Source organism: Dermatophilaceae bacterium Soc4.6 (assembly GCA_039889245.1).
Classification (GTDB): Bacteria; Actinomycetota; Actinomycetes; order Actinomycetales; family Dermatophilaceae; genus Lapillicoccus.
On the sequence record JAZGVH010000002.1, the window covers coordinates 3,834,329 to 3,853,971 of the forward strand.

General features: G+C 73.3%; 15 protein-coding genes. 12 read left to right on the forward strand and 3 right to left on the reverse strand.

Annotation, left to right across the window (positions count from 1 at the left end):
* Nucleotides 1-61: 61 nt before the first annotated feature.
* The 3 genes from V3N99_17990 to V3N99_18000 are packed head-to-tail and all read right to left on the reverse strand — an operon-like array spanning nucleotide 62 to nucleotide 4,655.
* The gene (locus V3N99_17990) at nucleotides 62-2,428 is read right to left on the reverse strand and encodes a DUF3488 and transglutaminase-like domain-containing protein (GenBank protein ID MEO3938625.1); all 2,367 of its coding nucleotides are present in this window, start codon (nucleotides 2,426-2,428) and stop codon (nucleotides 62-64) included.
* On the reverse strand, nucleotides 2,425-3,687 hold the full coding sequence (locus tag V3N99_17995; GenBank protein MEO3938626.1) for a DUF58 domain-containing protein: 1,263 nt from the start codon (nucleotides 3,685-3,687) through the stop codon (nucleotides 2,425-2,427). Before V3N99_17995 ends, V3N99_17990 begins: the two co-directional genes overlap by 4 nt.
* An 11-nt stretch (nucleotides 3,688-3,698) precedes the next feature.
* Nucleotides 3,699-4,655 (reverse strand): AAA family ATPase, encoded by a 957-nt coding sequence (locus tag V3N99_18000; GenBank protein ID MEO3938627.1) that lies wholly within the window; start codon nucleotides 4,653-4,655, stop codon nucleotides 3,699-3,701.
* A gap of 440 nt (nucleotides 4,656-5,095) precedes the next feature.
* On the opposite strand from V3N99_18000, the gene mraZ reads away from it, so the two are divergent.
* The 12 genes from mraZ to V3N99_18060 all read left to right on the forward strand — a co-directional run bounded on the left by mraZ (nucleotide 5,096) and on the right by V3N99_18060 (nucleotide 19,388).
* A complete protein-coding gene (mraZ, locus tag V3N99_18005; GenBank protein ID MEO3938628.1) occupies nucleotides 5,096-5,527 on the forward strand; it encodes a division/cell wall cluster transcriptional repressor MraZ in 432 nt (143 codons plus the stop codon).
* Nucleotides 5,528-5,705: 178 nt separating this feature from the next.
* Nucleotides 5,706-6,764 carry a 16S rRNA (cytosine(1402)-N(4))-methyltransferase RsmH gene (gene rsmH, locus V3N99_18010; GenBank protein MEO3938629.1) on the forward strand — a complete coding sequence of 353 codons (1,059 nt, stop codon included), beginning with the start codon at nucleotides 5,706-5,708 and terminating at the stop codon, nucleotides 6,762-6,764.
* Entirely contained in the window at nucleotides 6,761-7,234 is a 474-nt protein-coding gene (locus V3N99_18015; GenBank protein ID MEO3938630.1) for a hypothetical protein, read from the forward strand. The genes rsmH and V3N99_18015 overlap by 4 nt, the downstream gene beginning before the upstream one ends.
* A gap of 4 nt (nucleotides 7,235-7,238) precedes the next feature.
* Nucleotides 7,239-9,071, forward strand: coding sequence for a penicillin-binding protein 2 (locus V3N99_18020; GenBank protein MEO3938631.1), 1,833 nt, complete (start codon nucleotides 7,239-7,241; stop codon nucleotides 9,069-9,071).
* Between the two features lie 13 nt (nucleotides 9,072-9,084).
* A complete protein-coding gene (locus tag V3N99_18025) occupies nucleotides 9,085-10,668 on the forward strand; it encodes a UDP-N-acetylmuramoyl-L-alanyl-D-glutamate--2,6-diaminopimelate ligase (protein ID MEO3938632.1) in 1,584 nt (527 codons plus the stop codon).
* A complete protein-coding gene (gene murF, locus V3N99_18030; protein ID MEO3938633.1) occupies nucleotides 10,665-12,065 on the forward strand; it encodes a UDP-N-acetylmuramoyl-tripeptide--D-alanyl-D-alanine ligase in 1,401 nt (466 codons plus the stop codon). Before V3N99_18025 ends, murF begins: the two co-directional genes overlap by 4 nt.
* A complete protein-coding gene (mraY, locus tag V3N99_18035; protein ID MEO3938634.1) occupies nucleotides 12,062-13,141 on the forward strand; it encodes a phospho-N-acetylmuramoyl-pentapeptide-transferase in 1,080 nt (359 codons plus the stop codon). The genes murF and mraY overlap by 4 nt, the downstream gene beginning before the upstream one ends.
* Complete coding sequence (gene murD / locus V3N99_18040) at nucleotides 13,141-14,742, forward strand: UDP-N-acetylmuramoyl-L-alanine--D-glutamate ligase (GenBank protein MEO3938635.1); 1,602 nt, start codon at nucleotides 13,141-13,143, stop codon at nucleotides 14,740-14,742. Before mraY ends, murD begins: the two co-directional genes overlap by 1 nt.
* Entirely contained in the window at nucleotides 14,739-16,004 is a 1,266-nt protein-coding gene (ftsW, locus tag V3N99_18045) for a putative lipid II flippase FtsW (protein ID MEO3938636.1), read from the forward strand. Before murD ends, ftsW begins: the two co-directional genes overlap by 4 nt.
* On the forward strand, nucleotides 16,004-17,137 hold the full coding sequence (gene murG, locus V3N99_18050; GenBank protein MEO3938637.1) for an undecaprenyldiphospho-muramoylpentapeptide beta-N-acetylglucosaminyltransferase: 1,134 nt from the start codon (nucleotides 16,004-16,006) through the stop codon (nucleotides 17,135-17,137). Before ftsW ends, murG begins: the two co-directional genes overlap by 1 nt.
* Complete coding sequence (murC, locus tag V3N99_18055) at nucleotides 17,134-18,609, forward strand: UDP-N-acetylmuramate--L-alanine ligase (protein ID MEO3938638.1); 1,476 nt, start codon at nucleotides 17,134-17,136, stop codon at nucleotides 18,607-18,609. Before murG ends, murC begins: the two co-directional genes overlap by 4 nt.
* Entirely contained in the window at nucleotides 18,606-19,388 is a 783-nt protein-coding gene (locus tag V3N99_18060) for an FtsQ-type POTRA domain-containing protein (GenBank protein MEO3938639.1), read from the forward strand. Before murC ends, V3N99_18060 begins: the two co-directional genes overlap by 4 nt.
* The last annotated feature ends 255 nt before the right edge of the window (nucleotides 19,389-19,643 follow it).

Sequence of the window (19,643 nt, forward strand, 5' to 3'; positions counted from 1 at the left end):
GAGGCTACGCCTCCGAGGGGGTCACGGGGGAGGTCCTGCGAGCCCTGCCTTCGAGCCGCGCTCAGCGGCGACGGGGCAGGCGCTGCGCCACCACGGCCCACCAGCGGGCCGGTAGCTGGGTCGTCGTGCCCGCGTGCGCGCTCCACCAGCCGACACCGGCGGCAGGGACGAAGAACGCGCGCAGGCGCTGCGGCAGCGGGCGGCTCTGCGAGACCGCCTGGGTGATGACCTCGACGTCGGGGTGGAGGTCGACCGCGTCGACCCCGGGCCGGGCGTAGCGGGTGCGTTCCACCGTGGCGACGACCCGGCTGATCGACGCGTCGACGTCGTCGTCGAGGTAGCCGTGCTTCACGTAGTGGGCCCGCCACTCCCGCAGGGTGCCGCCGCTGGGTGGGTGCAGACCCAGGTCACCGAGCCGCGAGACCAGCTCGGCCCACTGGGCCTCCGCGAGGGCGGTGGCGTCGGCCGCGTGAGCGCGGCGCCGTCGGTGGACGAGCCGCGCGGTCAGGGGCAGGACCAGCGACCCGAGGAGCCCGAGCAGGAGGGCCAGCACGACGAGGCTCACGGGTGAGGTCAGCACCCCGAGCACGCGGTCACCGAGCGCCGGCGAGGCCACTGCTCCGGAGTCGGCCTCGGGGAGCGGCTTGCGGCCCGTGCCCGAGGTGGGTGCCCCGGTCGACGTGGCGCTCGCACCGGGTTCGCGACCCCCGCTCGGGCCCGGGGTGGCGTCGGGCAGGACGGTGTAGGCAGGGACCGAGCCGGTGCGCTGCGCCGGAGTCGGCTCGAACCGGAGCCACCCGGCCCCGGCGAAGTAGAGCTCCGGCCACGCGTGGGCATCCGCGGACCGCACGGTGTAGACGCCGTCCGTGGCCGACCCCGGCAGGAAGCCGATCGCCATCCGGGCTGGGATCTCGCGGGCGCGGGCCATCATGATCATCGCCGTCGCGAACTGGACGCAGTAGCCCTGTCTGGTCGTGAGGAAGCTGACGACGGGGTCGTCGACCACAACCCCCCGCGCGTCCTTCGGGGGAGGCGGCAGCGTCAGGGAGTAGGTGAAGTCGGGCCCACGAAGGTAGGTCTGGATGGCCACGGCCGCGTCCCACGGAGTGTTCGCCGCGCCGGCGACCTTCGCGGTGAGCGCACGCACCTGCGAGGCCGAGCCGGGGTCGAGCGCGAGCGACCCGCTCACCAGTGGGTCGGTGTCGCCGGAGTCCCCTCCGGCGATCCCCGCCCGCAGCTGCGCGGCGGCGACGTCGACCTCCTCGTAGCTGACGGTGTAGGCCGCGGGCCGGGACCGCACGAACAGGTCACCCGTGTCGGTGTCGGCCGACCACGCGGTGTCGCCGAGGTCGGCCGTCGACACCGGCTGCGGGGCCGCGACGTGGGGGGCGTCGAGCGAGTTGCTGGTCACCGAGACGGTGCGTTCCTGCACGGAGACGTCGGGAGAGATGCGGGACCCGGCGGTGAGCCGACGCGAGGGGAAGTCGGTCGGCCCGCTGCGCCACTGGCCGTCGACATAGGTCGGGGCGACGACGACGCGCAGGGGAGGCGGGGTGCCGGGGGCCGTCGTGCGGTAGGTGACGACAGGGTTGAGCGATCCGCTCTGCAGGCTGCGGGTCAGGTCGAGCGTCGAGGAGAATCCCACCCGGCCGCCGCGACCGACGGCCTGGTCGCTGCGCCCCAGACCGTCCAGCACGAACCGGGTCGGCAGGTGGGGGAGCACCGCGGGCAGCACCACCGCGGCAGCGAGGCCCGCCACCGCCAGCCGCCGGGCGCTCGACCCGAGTCCGGACAGGGCGCCGACCTCGGCGTCCTCGAGGTTCGTCGGGGTGCGCGGCGAGGCAACCGTGGTCGACCAGCGACGCACCGCGGTGCTCGTGGTGCGGGTGACCAGGAGCAGCCAGGCCAGCGCGGCCACGAGGAAGTATCCCGGTGCGAGCGACGACCCGCTGTTGGCGACGGCCGTGAGGAAGACGGCCAGGAGGGGGAGCCCGGCGACCGCCGGCGCCTGCCGGGTCACGCCGACGTAGTCGACGACGAGGGCGAGGACCGTGGTGACCGCGACGAGCATGGCGATGACGCCCGTAGTGGTCGGGATGGGTGCGGCATACCGCTGCATCACCTGGGTGACGTCCGTCGTGAGCGTCACGACGGGCTCGACCGTCCAGGACCCGGGCAGCCCACCCCGCAGGCTGTCCGGCACGGTGAGCAGGAGCACGGCCTCGGCGCCGACGGCCAGCTGTCCGAGCAGGACCAGCACGTCGTGGGTCGTCCACCGGCGCAGGAGCACCCCCGCCCCGCTCACGGCCAGGCCGCACCACAGGCTCGGCGCCAGCCACGACCCGGAGACCGTCAGGGTCGTGAGGCCGAGCGCCGCTGACAGCGTCGCCACCAGGGCGAGGGCGGCATCCAGGGCGCGGGACCTCATCGGCGCACCAGCCCGCGGGTCGTCAGGGCGGCCCAGGCTGAGGCCATCGAGCCGCCGGCGCGCACCGTGACGGCCGACCAGCCGCTGAGGTGCAGCAGCTCGGCCAGCGCCCGGGCCTCACCGTCGTGGCCGGCCCCACCAGCACCCGGCCCGTCGCCGAAGCTCGCGCTGTCGAGGACGACCGCGAGACCGGTGCCACCCGACTGGCGCAGGGAGGCGACGCGTCGGAAGGCCTCGTCGTCGTGGTCAGCCAGCACTGCGACGACGAGGCCACCCGTGGCCGCGACCGTCCCGGCGGCGCGCACGAGCTCGTCGAGGGCCCGGTCGTCGCTGGTCGAGGCCTCGGCCAGCATCTCGAGGGCCGTGTCGAGCTCGGCCACCGAGGCCACCACTCCCGAGCGGATGCTCTCGGCGCTGACGAGGTGCACGGCATACCCTGCGTCGGCGAGGTGGGTGAGCAGGGAGGCGACGGCGCTGACCGCCCACTCGAAGGACGACCCGACGCCTGTGCCCTGGTGGCCGGAGGCCCGGGGGTCGAGCAGGATGACGGCCCGGCGGCGGGCGGGGCGGTCCTCCTGACGGACCATCAGGTCACCGGTGCGGGCGGTGGCCGGCCAGTGGATGCGGCGCAGGTCGTCACCGTCGCGGTACTCGCGGATCGACTGGTCGTCCTCTCCGTGGAGGGAGACCATGTGCGGCGTCTCACCCTCCGTGCCGAGACCGCTGCCCGCAGGGGTGCCGCCGGTCAGGGGGTGGATGCGGGGCAGCACGACGACCTCGTCGGTTCCTCCGACCTCGGCGAAGCGGTTGGTCAGGCCAAAGGCGTCGCGCACCTGCACGGTGAGCGGTCCGAGCGTGTGCCGACCACGCAGGTGGGACCGGATGGCGTAGTCGATCTGGCGCCGCTCGCCGGTGGACATGCGCCCGAGCAGGAACCGTGGTCGGTCACCCAGCACGTAGTCGAGCCGCTCCTCGACGAGCATGAGGGGGGAGCGGTGCACCGAGGTGTTCTCGACGACGACCGTGACCGTCGCCAGCTCGTCGACCGCCACCCGGCTGGGCAGCAGGCGTCGCTCGATGCGCAGGTCGGTCGGTCGACGTCTCGCCGTGAACGCCGCCGCGAGGGGGAGCACGAGGAGCAGGACCCCTACGCGGCTGATGTCGGGGAAGCCCAGCCCCCACCCGCACAGCAACAGCGTCACCCCGGCAGCCGCGAAGGCCTGTCCGCGGGTGGTGAGGACATCGCGCAACCTGCTCACCCCCCGGTGGTTCAGCGCGCCGAGACCGGCACCCGGCGCACGATCTCGCGCAGGATGTCGTTGGTGGTCCGTCGCGCCAGCTGGGCCTCGCCCGAGAGCAGGAGACGGTGCGACAGCACGGGCAGGATGACCTCCTGGACGTCGTCGGGCAGGACGTGGTCGCGCCCCTCGAGGGCCGCGACGGCCCGGGCCGCGCGCAGCACGTGCAGGGAGGCGCGGGGGGAGGCCCCGAGACGCAGGCCGCTGCTCGCGCGGGTCGCGACGCTGATGTCGACGACGTACTGCCGGATCGCCGCGCTCGCCCACACGTCGCGCACCACGGTGATCAACCGGGCCACCGTCGCCGCGTCCGTGCAGGGCGACAGGTCGAGCAGGGGGGAGGTGCCAGCGTGGTTGTCGAGCATCTTGACCTCGGCGGCCGGAGAGGGGTAGCCCATCGAGATGCGGGCCATGAACCGGTCTCGCTGCGCCTCGGGCAGCGGGTAGGTGCCCTCCATCTCGATGGGGTTCTGCGTCGCCATCACCATGAAGGGCGCGGAGAGCTCGTAGGTGTGGCCGTCGACCGTGACCTGCCCCTCCTCCATCGACTCCAGCAGCGCCGACTGCGTCTTGGGGGAGGCGCGGTTGATCTCGTCGCCGACGACGACGTTGGCGAAGATCGCCCCGGGGCGGAACTCGAAGTCACGCACGTCCTGGTTGAAGATGCTCACCCCCGTGATGTCGCTCGGCAGCAGGTCGGGCGTGAACTGGATACGGCGGACCGAGCAGTCGATCGAGCGCGCCAGGGACTTGGCCAGCATGGTCTTGCCGACACCCGGCACGTCCTCGAGCAGCAGGTGCCCCTCGGCGAGCAGCACCGTCACAGCCATGCGCACCATCGCGTCCTTGCCCTCGATGACGTGGGTCATCGACTCGCTGATCAGACGCGCGACGTGCTGCACCTCGGCCAGCGCCTCGGGGGTGCTCAGCTGGGACGTCCCCGCCGTCCCCGCCGTCCCCGACACGGTCTGGTCAGTCACGTTCGTCACGCTCGTCCCCTTGCGGCCGGTGCTGGATGTGCGGTGGGTGCCCGAGAGGGCATGCGGAGATCTTCCCCCACTTCCCTCCACCCAACCAGCGACAACCGACATCGGTTCCCACTTCTGACCGGTCGGGGGCGTCTGCGGCCGGTTCCGGCCCGCGGAGGGGCCTCGAGCGGAGGGTCTGGCTCGCCGGACGCTCCGGTCCGTCGCGAGGGTCCACCACTCCACTCCACCGGCGCTGACCTGCGAGAAGACGGCGTCCGCTGCCTATTGAAAGGGACATTCTGCGCGTGAGACGTTGTGTGTGGAGGAAAGTGGAGTAGCGTGGAGCCCGACGGAGGAACGTGGATCGCCGTCACTCGGGTCGAGACGAGGGGAGGTGACCGGTGTTCCTCGGCACCCACACGCCCCTGCTCGACGACAAGGGACGCCTGTTCCTGCCCGCGAAGTTCCGCGACCGACTGGCCGAGGGCCTGGTCGTCACCAAGGGCCAGGAGCGCTGCCTCTACGTCTACGACCTCGCCGAGTTCGACCGGGTCGCCACGGCGATGCAGCAGGGACCGACCTCCAGCAAGGCCGTCCGCGACTACGTCCGCGTCTTCCTCTCCGGGGCGTCTGACGAGGTGCCCGACAAGCAGGGACGGGTCACGATCCCCACCACCCTCCGCACGTATGCGGGTCTCTCGCGCCAGTGCACGGTCATCGGCGCCGGCAACCGGGTCGAGGTCTGGGACTCGCAGGCCTGGGAGACCTACCTCGGCCGCACCGAGGCCGCCTTCGCGGAGCAGTCCGAGGAGGTCGTCCCCGGACTCTTCTGAGCGTCGCCGTCCCATCCCTCCCACCCCCGCACCCCACCCACCGACCCCGCGGCCTCCAGCCGCTCAGACCGTCCCGGGACGACTTCCCCCGATCCGGGCCGGGCCGAGCGGATGGGGACCGGGAGGCCGGACACCCGACCGGCACGACGCATACGCACCCCCTCACCGAGAAGGACCGATGACCACGCGAGGCAACCCCGCCGACCGGCACGTGCCGGTCCTGCGCGACCGGGTCGTCGAGCTGCTGGGTCCGGCGCTGCAGCGCCCCGGTGCGGTCTACCTCGACGGCACGCTCGGCATGGGCGGGCACGCGCTCGCGGTGCTCGAGGCCCACCCGCAGGCCCGGGTCATCGGCGTCGACCGCGACCACGAGGCGCTGGCGCTGGCAGGCGAGCGGCTCGCCGCCCACGCCGACCGGGTCGACCTCGTCCACGCCGTCTTCGACGAGCTGACCGACGTGCTCGCCTCCCTGCACGTCGACGCCGTCGACGCCAGCCTCTTCGACCTGGGCGTCAGCTCGCTGCAGCTCGACGAGGACGACCGCGGCTTCGCCTACAGGGTCGACGCGCCGCTCGACATGCGGATGGACCAGCAGCAGGGCGTCACGGCCGCCGAGGTCGTCAACACCTACCCGCCCGGCGAGCTGCTGCGCATCCTGCGCGACTACGGCGAGGAGCGCTTCGCCAAGCGCATCGTCAGCGCGATCGTGCGCGAGCGCGAGACCGAGCCCTTCACCTCGAGCGCGCGCCTGGTCGAGCTCCTGCGCGGCGCCGTCCCGATGGCCTCGCAGCGCAGCGGAGGACACCCGGCCAAGCGCACGTTCCAGGCCCTGCGCATCGAGGTCAACGGCGAGCTCGCCGTCTGGGAGCGTGCTCTCCCCGCGGTGGTCGACGCCCTCGCCGTCGGCGGCCGGCTCGCCGTGCTCAGCTACCACTCCCTCGAGGACCGCGTGACCAAGCAGGTCCTCGCCGAGGGCGCCACCTCCAGCACGCCGGCCGGCCTGCCCGTCGAGCTGCCCGAGCACGCGCCCTACCTGCAGCTGCTGACCCGCGGCGCAGAGGAGGCGAGCGAGGCCGAGGTCGCCGCCAACCCCCGCTCCGCCTCGGTGCGCCTGCGGGCCGCCCTCCGCACCCGCGCGGGTGGGCACCCTGCCACGCGCCGCACGACCCGTCCCGACGGCCGACCTGGCCTGCCGGCGACCCGCCCCACCCGCCCGACCCGCAGGGGAACCCGATGAGCCAGCAGACCGCACTCCGCACCACCGCTCGCGCCGCACCGCGCACGGCGGCCCGACCCGGGCGACGCCCCGCCCCGCTGCGGGTCGTGCCGGGGGCCATCCAGCGCACGGGGAACGCCGCCTTCGCCGGGATCTGCGTGGCGCTCATGGTCGCCGGTCTGGTGACCCTGCTCCTGCTCAACACGAGCCTCGCCCAGGGGGCCTTCGACCTGTCCGACCTGACGAAGTCGTCGGGCACGCTCACCGACACCCAGCAGCAGCTCACCGCGTCGATCGACGAGCAGCGTTCCCCCCGCTCGCTGGCGGCGGCCGCCCAGCAGCTCGGGCTCGTGCCGGCACAGAGCATGGCCTTCCTCCGCCTCTCGGACGGCAAGATCATCGGCAGCGCCGAGCCGGCCAGCCCGGCTGCGCGGCTCACCATCGTGACCTCCCCGACCCCTGCCGGGGCGGCCGCCCCGGTCGGGCGGTGACGAGGTGACTGCCCGTCGCCCCCGGGTGGCCAACCCCCGCCGTCGGGCCCGGACCATGCTCGTCTCCGGGCTCTTCGTGCTCACGGTCTTCGGCGGCCAGCTGCTGCGGGTGCAGGCCTTCGACGCCTCGAGCGTGCAGAACGCGGCCCAGCAGCGGCGTCTGGCCGACGTGCTGCTGCCGGCCGGTCGCGGCGAGGTGCGCGACACCAACGGGGTCGTCCTGGCCTCCAGCGTCGAGCGGCGCACCGTCACGGTCGACCAGACGGCGCTGCCGACCTACGCCCGCACCCTCGTGGTCGCGGGGAAGAAGCAGTCCGTCACCGTCGGGGTCGTCGGCGCCGCCGAGCGTCTGGCCCCCCTGCTGGGCGTGACCGCAGCCGCCCTCGTGCCCCAGCTGACCGGTACGGCGAAGTACCGCCCCATCGCCAAGGAGGTGACCCCGCTGACCTGGCGCTCGATCTCGGCCCTCGGCATCCCCGGGGTCTACAGCGAGCTCACCACGAGGCGGGTCTACCCCGGGGGGCAGTCGGCCGCACCGCTCGTCGGCTTCGTGCTCGGGGACGGCAGGGCCGGCGGGGGGGTCGAGGTGATGGAGAACTCCGTCCTGCAGGGCACCGCCGGCCGGCAGATCTACCAGCGCGGCTCCAGGGGCGAGATGATCCCGTACGCGTTGGAGCAGAACGTGCCCGCGACGCCGGGGCACGACGTCAACCTCACCATCGACGCCGACCTCCAGTGGTTCGCCCAGAACGCGATCGCCAACACGGTGACGAGCAGCAAGGCCCTGTCGGGCTACGTCGTCGTGGAGGAGGTCAAGACGGGCAAGCTGCGGGCGGTGGCGTCCTACCCCACCTTCGACCCCGACCACGCGGGCAAGGCCACGACGTTCCAGCTGCAGAACCACGCCTTCGAGGACGTCTACGAGCCGGGCTCGACCGGCAAGGTCATGTCGATCGCCACCGCGATCGACCAGGGAAAGATCACCCCGGAGACCAAGCTCGTCGTCCCGAACCGCCTCCCTCGCTCCGGTGAGGCCTTCCGGGACGACGAGGACCACGCGACCCTCAACCTCACCGTCGCGGGTGCGCTGGCCAAGTCGAGCAACATCGGCACCATGCTCGCGACGGAGGGTGTCGCCCCGGCTGCCATGGAGGCGTCGTTCCGCAAGTTCGGCATCGGTACCCTGTCCGGCGTCGGCTACCCCGGCGAGTCGCCGGGCATCTTCGCCAAGGCCGCCGACTGGAGCGGCACCCAGCGATACACCACGCTCTTCGGTCAGGGCTACTCACTCAACGCCATCCAGGCGACAGGGGTCTACCAGACCATCGCCAACGGCGGCGTGCGCATCCCCCCGACCCTCATCGAGAGCACGACCGCCGCCGACGGCACCGTCACGCCCACCCCCCAGCGGCAGGGCACCCGGGTCGTCTCGCAGCAGACGGCGACGCAGGTGTCGCAGATGCTCGAGGAGGTCGTCGGTCCGAACGGCACGGCGCCCAAGGCCAAGATCGAGGGCTACCGCGTGGCCGGCAAGACCGGCACGGCCAACCGCTACGACCCCACGGTCGGCGGCTACAGCGGCTACACCGCAAGCTTCATCGGCTTCGCCCCCGCAGACGACCCCAAGTACGTCATCAGCGTCACCCTCCAGAAGCCGCTGCAGGGCCACTTCGGTGGGCAGCTGGGGGCGCCGATCTTCCAGAAGGTCATGACCTACCTGCTGCAGCGGCACCAGATCCCGCCCTCCGGCCAGCTCGCGCCGGTCCTGCCGCTCAAGTCCGACACGGCCTGGGACCCCCAGGACCCCGCGGTCCTCAATGGCACGAAGCGGAACTAGTAGCCTCGCCGTCGTGTCGTCTCCGCGCCCCCGCCGCACCCCCGGGGTCTCCCTCGACGTGCTGTCGGCCCTCGTGGGCGCGTCCCCCACGCCACCCACGCCGCCCACGTCCATGGCGGGCTCCGTCGTGGTCACCGGCGTGACCCTGGACTCGCGCACAGTCCGCCCCGGCGACCTGTATGCCGCCCTGCCGGGCCTCGCCACCCACGGTGCGGTCTTCGCCGCGTCGGCCAGGGACCGGGGCGCCGTCGCGGTCCTCACCGACCTCGCCGGAGCGTTGCTGCTGCGCGAGGCGGACGTCGACCTGCCGGTCCTGCTCGTCGAGCAGCCGCGAGCGGTGCTCGGCGACCTGGCCGCGCAGGTCTACGGCCGACCGACCGAGGCCCTCGCGCTGGTGGGCATCACGGGCACCAACGGCAAGACGACGACGGCCTACCTCGTCGAGTCGGGGCTGCGCCACCTGGGCGGGTCGATCGGTCTCATCGGCACGGTCGAGACGCGCATCGGCACCGACCGGCTCCCGTCGGCGCGGACCACCCCCGAAGCCCCTGACCTGCACGCGATCTTCGCCCTGATGCGCGAGGCCGGCACCTCGGTGGCCGTCATGGAGGTCTCGAGCCACGCCTTGGCCCAGCACCGCGTCGACGGTGCCGTCTTCGACGTGGCCCTCTTCACCAACCTCTCGCAGGACCACCTCGACTACCACCACGACATGGAGCACTACTTCGCGGCCAAGGCCGGTCTCTTCACGCCCGCGCACAGCCGCCGCGGGGTCGTCTGCGTCGACGACGAGTGGGGCCGACGTCTGGCCGGGACCGCCGCGGTGCCCGTGACCACCCTCGCCACCCACCCCGGCGACGCCGCCGACTGGCACGTGCACGGCCTCGACGGGCCCGACTTCAGCCTGCACGGTCCCGACGTCGTGCTCGCCCTGTCCTGCCACCTGCCCGGCGACTTCAACGTCACCAACACCGCGATGGCCGCCGTCACCCTCATCACCCTCGGTCACGACCCGGCCGCCGTGCAGGAGGCCATGGCGCAGGAGCCCGCGGTCCCCGGGCGGATGGAGCGCGTGCGGGCCACGACCCCGAGCGACAGCGACCCCCTCGCGGTCGTCGACTACGCCCACACCCCCGACGCCGTCGGGGCCGCCCTGCGGGCGCTGCGCCCGACCACCGCCGGGCGCCTCGTCGTCGTCCTCGGCGCCGGCGGAGACCGCGACCGGGGCAAGCGTCCCGCCATGGGGGCAGCGGCGGCCCAGTGGGCCGACGACGTGTTCATCACCGACGACAACCCCCGCACCGAGGTCCCCGCCACCATCCGGGGTCAGGTGGAGGAGGGCGCCCGGGCCGTCCTCTCGTCGCACGTCGGCCGTGCCCCGACGGTCGCGAACCTCGAGCGCCGGGCGCTCGCGATCGCGGCGGCGGTGGCGCGGGCCCGCGAGGGCGAATCGCCCTCTGGCAACACCGTCCTCGTCCTCGGCAAGGGCCACGAGAGCGGCCAGGACATCGGGGGCACCATCCACCCCTTTGACGACCGGGACGCCCTGCGGGCAGCCTTGGACGGCACGCCCTACCGACCGGAAGACCCTGCATGATCTCCTTCACCCTGCGCGAGGTCCTGGCGCTCACCGGCGGCTCGCTGCACCCCGACACGGGGGCGACCGCGCAGCTCGTCGTCGACGGGGCGGTGGTCACCGACTCGCGTGAGAGCGGACCCGGGGCGCTCTACGTCGCCCGGGTCGGCGAGCACGCCGACGGGCACGTCTACGTCGGCGCCGCCCGCGCCCTGGGTGCCGTGGCCGCCCTCACCGGCCGCCCGGTCGACGAGCTGCCTGCCGTCGTCGTGGACGACCCGGAGGTGGCGTTCGGTCTCCTGGCCCGCGGGGTCCACGACCGGGCCACCTCGGCCGGTATGCGCACGGTCGCCATCACCGGCTCCTCCGGCAAGACCAGCACCAAGGACCTGCTCGCCCAGGTGCTCGCGACCGCCGGCGAGACCGTCGCCCCGGTGGGCTCGCTCAACGGTGAGGTCGGCGTGCCGCTCACCGTCTGCCGGGTCACCTCGCGCACCCGCTTCCTCGTGGCCGAGATGGGGGCTCGGGGGATCGGCCACATCGCCCACCTCACCCGCATCGCACCGCCGCACGTCGCGATCGTGCTCAACGTCGGCACCGCTCACCTCGGGGAGTTCGGCTCGCGAGACGCGATCGCGCAGGCCAAGGGCGAGCTCGTCGAGGCGCTCGCCCCCGACGGCGTCGCCGTGCTCAACGCCGACGACCCGCGGGTCGCGGCCATGGCCTCACGCACGACGGCCCGCGTCGTGACCGTCGGGGTCAGCCGGCCGGCCGACGTCGTCGCCACCGACGTCACCCTCGACGCGCTCGGGCGCGCCACCTTCACCCTCCACGGCTGGGGCCACCGCCTCCCGACGACGCTCGCGGTGTCGGGTGCCCACCAGGTCGGCAACGCCCTCGCTGTCGTCGCGGCCGCGGTCGAGTGCGGGCTCACCCCGCAGGATGCCGTCCGCGCCCTCGCCGGGGCGACCGGCACCAGCCGCTGGCGCATGGAGGTCCACGAGCGCCCCGACGGGGTGACGGTGGTCAACGACGCCTACAACGCGAACCCCGACTCCGTCGCCGCGGCGCTGCGCGCGCTGCGGTCGATCGCCGACACCACCACGCCACCGCGCCGCACGGTCGCCGTGCTCGGTGCGATGCTCGAGCTGGGGGAGGAGTCGCCATCGGCGCACACGCAGGTCGGGCGCCTCTGCACCGAGCTGGGCGTCGACCTGGTCGTGGTCGTCGGCGAGGGCGCCGCAGCCATCGCCGAGGGCAGTGACCCCGCGACGACGCAGGTCGTCGCCGACGTCGACGCGGCCTACGAGGTGCTGCAGTCGCTGCGCGCCGGCGACGTCGTGCTGCTGAAGTCGAGCCGGGACGCCGGCCTGCGCTGGCTCGGCGACCGCCTCGTCGGGCTGGAGGTGCCCGGATGAAGGTCGTCCTCCTCGCCGGGTCGCTCGCCCTCGTCATCGCCCTGCTGGGCACGCCCCTCTTCATCCGCTTCCTGGTGAGGCGCTCCTACGGCCAGTTCATCCGCGACGACGGGCCCACCTCGCACCACACCAAGCGCGGCACCCCGACGATGGGTGGGGCCGTCATCCTGGCCGCGCTGATCCTCGCCTACGCCCTCTCCCACCTGCTCACCCTGACGCCGCCGAGTGCGAGCGGGCTGCTGGTGCTGTTCCTGACCGCGGGGCTGGGGCTCATCGGATTCCTCGACGACTTCATCAAGATCAGCCGGCAGCGCAGTCTCGGGCTGCGCTCGAAGCAGAAGCTGCTCGGGCAGGGCCTCGTGGGAGTGGTGTTCGCGTTCCTTGCCCTGCAGTTCCCCAACGCGCAGGGACGCACTCCGGCCGCGCCGTTCATCTCGACGGTGCGCGACACCCACCTCAACCTCGCCTTCGCGGGCACGGTCGGCGGGGTGGTGCTGTTCGTCATCTGGGCCAACATCATGATCTCGGCGACATCCAACGGCGTGAACCTCACCGACGGTCTCGACGGTCTCGCCACCGGTGCCTCGACGATGGTCTTCGGCGCCTACGTCCTCATCAGCATCTGGACCTTCAACCAGAACTGTCAGTCCACCCCGGGCATCAAGTGCTACGAGGTGCGCGACAGCCAGGACCTCGCCGTGGTGGCGGCGGCAGGCATGGGCGCCTGCTTCGGCTTCCTGTGGTGGAACGCCTCGCCGGCCAAGATCTTCATGGGCGACACGGGGTCCCTGGCCCTGGGCGGCGCCATCGCCGGGCTGGCCATCACCACCCGCACCGAGCTGATGGTCATCGTGCTCGCCGGTCTCTTCGTGCTCGAGGCCCTGTCGGTCATCGCGCAGGTCACCTCGTTCAAGCTCACCCGGAAGCGGGTGCTGCGGATGGCGCCTCTGCACCACCACTTCGAGCTGCTGGGGTGGAACGAGATCACCGTCGTCATCAGGTTCTGGATCATCGCCGGGCTGTGCGCCGCCGCCGGTCTCGGCCTCTTCTACGCAGAGTGGGTGGTGGGCAGCTGATGAGTGACGACCCGTATGGAGCCCCGGTCGGCGACCCGTCCTACGAGCCCCGGCCGGGCCTGACCCACCGCGACGCCGACTGGGCCGGGTTGCGCGTGCTCGTGACCGGGCTCGGGGTCAGCGGCTTCGCTGCCGCCGACGCACTGGCCGAGCGGGGCGCGACGCTCACCCTGGTCGACGCGCTGCCCCCCGGCGCGCGGCGGACCAACGACGAGCGGGCGCACATCCTCGACATCCTCGACGTGACCGTGCGCCAGGGCGAGGAGCACACGACCGGGATGCCGGCCCAGGACGTCGACCTCGTCATCACCTCGCCCGGCTGGCGACCCGACCAGCCCCTGCTGCTCGAGGCGGCGGCCCGCGGCATCCCCGTGTGGGGAGAGGTCGAGCTGGCGTGGCGGATGCGGGCCAAGGAGGGCGCCGCGCCCTGGTTGACGGTCACCGGCACCAACGGCAAGACGACGACGGTCAACATGCTCGCCACCATCCTGCGCGCGGCCGGCCTGCGGGCCACGAGCGCCGGCAACGTCGGCACCCCCATCCTCGAGGCGGTGCTCCACCCCGAGCCCTACGATGTGCTCGCCGTCGAGCTCAGCAGCTTCCAGCTGCACTGGCAGCGGTCGGTCTCGGCCGTGGCGTCGGCCTGCCTGAACGTCGCGCCCGACCACCTCGACTGGCACGGCTCCTTCGAGGAGTACCTGCGGGCCAAGGGCAAGATCTACGACCACACCCACCTGGCCTGCATCTACAACGTCGCCGACCCGCTCACCGAGCAGCTCGTGATGGAGGCCGAGGTCGTCGACGGGTGCCGCGCCGTCGGCTTCACCCTCGGCGTGCCCGCCCCGTCGATGCTCGGCATGGTCGACGAGGTGCTCGCCGACCGGGCGTTCGTCGAGCAGCGCCAGAACTCCGCCGCCGAGCTGGCCGTCCTGGCCGACCTGCAGGGCGACGCCCCGAGCGTGGCCCCCCACTACGTCGCCAACGCCCTGGCCGCAGCGGCGCTGGCGCGCGCCTACGGCGTCGGGCCACTGTCGGTCCGCGACGGCCTGCGGGCCTTCCGACCCGACCCGCACCGCATCGCCGAGCTCGGCAGCGTCGCGGGCGTGCGCTACGTCGACGACTCCAAGGCGACCAACCCGCACGCGGCCGGCGCCTCGCTGAGCGCCTTCGAGTCCGTGGTGTGGGTCGCCGGCGGGCTGCTGAAGGGCGCCGACGTCGACGACCTCGTCGCCCGGGTGGCCGGACGCCTGCGGGGCGTGGTGCTCATCGGCGCCGATCGCGCGCGGATCGCCGAGGCGCTGACCCGACACGCACCGAATGTCCCCGTGGTCGACCTCGATCCGTCGGAGACTGAGGACATGCCGGGTGTCGACGTCATGGACCTCGTGGTCGAGAGTGCCGCCCGACTGGCGAGCCCCGGCGACGTGGTGCTGCTCGCGCCCGCCGCCGCCTCGATGGACATGTTCCGTGACTACGGCGCCCGGGGCGACGCCTTCGCTGCCGCCGTGGAGCGCCACCGCCTGCACAGCTCCGGCAACGACCCGCACGACCCCGACGGCCCCGATGCGCTCGGCGAGCCCGGAGCGGGGAGTGGCTCGTGACCACCACCACGCGGCGGACCTCCGAGCCCGCCCGGGCCACGAGGCGGGACACCGCGTCGGGCGACCCGCTGCGCCAGCGGGCGGAGTCGCCGGTGACGACCTACTACGTGCTGCTCGGCACCACCGGCATGCTCGTGGTCTTCGGTCTCGTCATGGTGCTCTCGGCCTCGACCATCACCTCGATGGAGGCCGGGGGCTCCGCCTACACCGACTTCCGCCAGCAGCTCGTCTACGCCGTGGCCGGGCTCGTCATCGCGGCCGCTGCCTCGCGCGTGCCGGTGACCTGGTACCGCCGCGCCGCCTGGCCGGTCTTCGGTGGTGCGGTCCTGCTGCAGCTGCTGGTCTTCGTCCCCCACATCGGGGTGTCGGTGAACGGCAACCGCAACTGGATCAAGCTGGGGCCGCTGCAGATGCAGCCCTCCGAGGTGCTCAAGATCGCCCTCGTGCTCGTCGGTGCGCTCGTCCTGTCCCGCAAGCGCAGGCTGCTGTCCGACCTGCGCCACGTGCTCGTGCCCTTCCTCGTGCCCTGCGTGGTGCTGGCCCTCGGGCTGGTCCTGCGGGGGGGTGACCTCGGCACCACCCTCGTCCTGGTCGCCATCGTCGCCGCCCTGCTGTATGCCGCAGGGGTCCCCGGTCGCTTCTTCGTGGCGGCCGCTGCCGTCGCGTCGCTCGCGGTGCTCGCGCTGGTGACCTCCAGCGGCAACCGCATGGGTCGCATCCAGGCCTTCCTGGGCGGGAGCTGCACCTCCGACGCGGCGGCCTCCTGCTACCAGTCGGTGCACGGCCTCTACGCCCTCGCCGACGGCGGCTGGTGGGGTGTGGGTCTCGGAGCGAGCAAGGAGAAGTGGAGCTGGCTGCCGGAGGCCAAAAACGACTTCATCTTCGCCATCATCGGCGAGGAGCTCGGGCTGCCCGGCACCCTCGTCGTGCTCGGGCTCTTCGGTCTGCTCGCCTGGGCCTGCTACCGTCTCGTGGTGCGCTCGAGCGACCACTTCGTGCGGCTCGCCAGTGCCGGCGTCATGGCGTGGATCATGGTGCAGGCCACGATCAACATCGGCGTCGTCATCGGGCTGCTCCCCGTGATCGGTCTGCCGCTGCCTCTGGTGTCGTCCGGCGGGTCGGCGCTGATCATGACCCTGGCCGCCCTCGGCATGCTGCTCTCCTTCGCCCGGGCCGAGCCAGGCGCCCGCGCGATGCTCGCTGCCCGTCCCAGCCTGGTGCGCGCAGGCCTCTCCGTCCTGCCGAGCCGCAGGCGCCGCTGATGACGACCTCGCGGCCCTCCTCGGTGCTCCTGGCCGGCGGAGGCAGTGCCGGCCACGTCTCGCCGCTGCTCGCGCTGGCCGACGCCCTCGTCCGTCGAGACCCCGACGTGCGGGTGACGGCCCTGGGCACGGAGGCGGGCCTCGAGGCCCGGCTGGTCCCCGCCCGCGGCTACCCCCTGCGCTTCGTGCCCAAGGTCGCGATGCCTCGGCGCCCCACGGCCGCCCTGCTCCGCCTGCCCGGCTCGCTGCGGGCGGCGGTCGAGGCGGCCGGGCGCGCCATCGACGAGAGCGGGGCGCAGGTGGTCGTCGGCTTCGGGGGCTACGTCAGCACCCCGGCCTACCTCGCGGCCCGGCGTCGCCGGATCCCGATCGTCGTGCACGAGCAGAACTCCACCGCCGGGCTGGCCAACCGCGTCGGTGCCCGGCTCACCCGCTACGTCGCCACCACCTTCCCGCGCACCCGGCTCGCCCACGCGAGGGTGCTGGGCATCCCGCTGCGGCGCGAGATCGCGACCCTCGACCGCTCGGTCCTCCGCCTCGAGGCGATGGCCGCCCTCGGGCTCGATCCGCAGTGGCCCACCCTGCTCGTCACCGGTGGCTCCCTCGGGGCCCAGCGGCTCAACGAGGCGTTCTCCGCCGAGGCGGGCAGCCTGAGCGGGGCAGGGGTCCAGGTGCTCCATGTCACCGGCCGTGGCAAGGAGCTCACGGTCGACGTGCCGGGTGCGGACCAGGGAGGAGCGCCGTACGTCGTCGTGCCCTACGTCGACCGGATGGAGCTCGCCTACGCCGCGGCCGACCTCGTCGTCTGCCGCGCGGGGGCCAACACGGTCTGCGAGCTCACGGCCGTCGGCCTGCCTGCGGTCTACGTGCCGCTGCCGATCGGAAACGGTGAGCAGCGCGCCAACGCCGAGCACGTCGTCGCCGTCGGGGGCGGCCTGCTGGTCGACGACGCCGACCTCACACCGCGGTGGGTGTCGACCGACCTGCTCGGCCTGGCCACCGACCGCGCCAGGATCGCGCAGATGGCGACCGCCGCCGCGACGGTGGGCGAGCGGGGAGCCGACGAGGCCCTCGCCGACCTCGTCCAGGAGGCGTTCGCCGGCGGCGTCGCCGCCGCGGAGAGGGCCTCGTGACCCTGCCCCCCACCCGCTTCGACTTCACGGCCGCCGTGCCCGCGGTCGGTGAGCTCGGGCGCGTGCACCTGATCGCGATCGGCGGCGCAGGCATGTCGGCGGTGGCCCGGCTGATGCTCGCCGCCGGGGTCGCCGTCAGCGGGTCCGACGCGCGCGACTCCCCGCTCCTCTCGGCCCTCGTTCAGGAGGGTGCGTCGGTGCACGTCGGGCACGATGCCGCGGTCGTCGAGGGCGTCGACACCGTGGTCGTCTCGTCGGCGATCCGTGACTCCAACGTCGAGCTGGCGGCCGCCCACGCGGCCGGGCTCCGGGTGCTGCACCGGGCCCAGGCGCTCGCCGCCACGATGGCCGGCTCCCGTCGCGTCGCGGTGGCCGGCGCCAACGGCAAGACGACGACCACCTCGCTGCTCACCATGGCGCTGCGGGCCGACGGGTCAGACCCGTCGTTCGCCCTCGGTGGCGAGCTGACGGCGCTGCGCACCAATGCCCACCTGGGCGCCGGGGACGTCTTCGTCGTCGAGGCTGACGAGAGCGACGGCTCGTTCCTCGCCTACCGACCTCACGTCGCGGTCGTGACCAGCGTGCAGCCCGACCACCTCGACTTCTACGGCGACCTCGCCACCGTGCGGGAGGCGTATGCCGCCTTCGTCGAGACCGTGTCGAGCGACGGGCTGGTCGTGGTCTGCGTCGACGACCCCGGTGCCCGGGCCCTCGGCGAGCACGCCCGCACCCTGGGCCTGCGTGTGGTCGGCTACGGCGAGTCGGCCGACGCCGACCTGCGGGTCACCGACGTGCACCACGACGGCCTGTCCTCGCGGGCCACGCTGTCGTGGGACGGCACGTCGTACCCCCTCTCGCTCCAGGTGCCCGGCCACCACAACGTCCTCAACGCCGCCGCCGCCTTCGGTGCGGCGGTGATCGGGGTCGGTGAGGCCGCCGAGGCCGCCCTCGCCGGTCTCGCGGCCTTCGCCGGCACCGGACGCCGCTTCGAGCCGCGCGGTGCGGCCGCCGGGGTGACGGTGGTCGACGACTACGCCCACAACCCCGGCAAGCTCACGGCTGTCGTCAGCACCGGCCGCCGCCTGGTCGACGAGGCGGGCTCCCGGGGTGAGCCGGGGCGGCTCGTCGTGGTCTTCCAGCCGCACCTCTACTCGCGCACCCGCGACTTCGCCCGCGAGCTCGGGGCGGCGCTGGCTCCCGCCGACGTGGTGGTCGTCATGGACGTCTACGCCGCTCGCGAAGACCCGGTCCCCGGCGTCTCCGGCCGGCTGGTCGCCGACGCCGCGACGGCCGGGTGCACCGTGCACTACGAGCCGCAGTGGGAGCGGGTCGCACCCCTCGTCGTGGCCCTGGTCGAGCCGGGCGACCTCGTGCTCACCGTCGGGGCCGGCGACGTGACGGCCATCGGCCCGCTCGTGCTCGAGGGCCTGGCGGGCCTCGTGGACCCCGATCAGGAGGAGACGCAACGATGACGCTGGGAACGCGTGGCCGCCCGGGGCGAGCGGCCACCCGCAGGGTGTCCCGCACCCGCGGCCTCGACTCGGCTCGTCGACGCTTCGAGCGCCGTGCCTCACGGGTGCGCCGCCGCCCGTGGCGGGTGGCGGCGGCGGCCCTGGCCCTGGTGGTGGCGGCGGCCGTGGTCGTCTGGGCGCTGGCCATCAGCTCGCTCTTCGCCGTGCGCACCGTCACGGTCACCGGGTTGACCGACGCTCGCGAGCGCTCCGCTGCCACAGCCGCCGCGGCGGTCGTCGCCGGGACACCACTGGCAAGGGTCGACACGGGCGCGGTGGCCGCACGTGTCACCGAGATCCCGACCGTCGGCGAGGTCAAGGTCAGCCGGAGCTGGCCGGGCACGATCGTGGTCGCCGTCACCCGCCGCCAGCCCGTGCTGGCCGTGCGGTTGCCCAGCTCGCGGATCCAGCTCGTCGACGCCACGGGTCTGGCCTACTCGACGGTCGCGTCCGTCCCGCGAGGGGTCCCCCTCGTCACCTCGAGCGCCGCCACGCCGGCCCCTGAGGGACTGCAGGCGGCCGCCAGCGTCCTGACCATCCTCCCGTCGTCGCTGCGGGCGAAGGTGGGCGGCGTGACCGTGACGAGCGCCGACCTGGTGACCTTCACCCTGGGCGGGGTCACGGTGCGCTGGGGTGGTCTCGCCGACGGGGCGAAGAAGCTGGCGGTCCTCCAGGTCCTGCTGCGTACGTCGCCGACGACGATCGACGTCAGCGCCCCGGATACCCCGACGACGACCTGACACCGCCCCACCAGTCACACGGACCCCACGGCTACCATCGGGGACGTCGATGTCGACCTCAGGTCGAGGACACGCCGTGTCAGGAGTTGGTGCACGGGGCGCATCGGCATACGGTCGGTCGAGCACGGGGTGGCCGATGGTCTCCCTCAACGCTCACCCTCACGTAGACATCTAGACTTTACCGCTCGACCTCGACCCCGTCGAGATCGGGTCAGACCGAGATTCCTGCACTCCTGGAGGAGTGCGCCAGCTCCG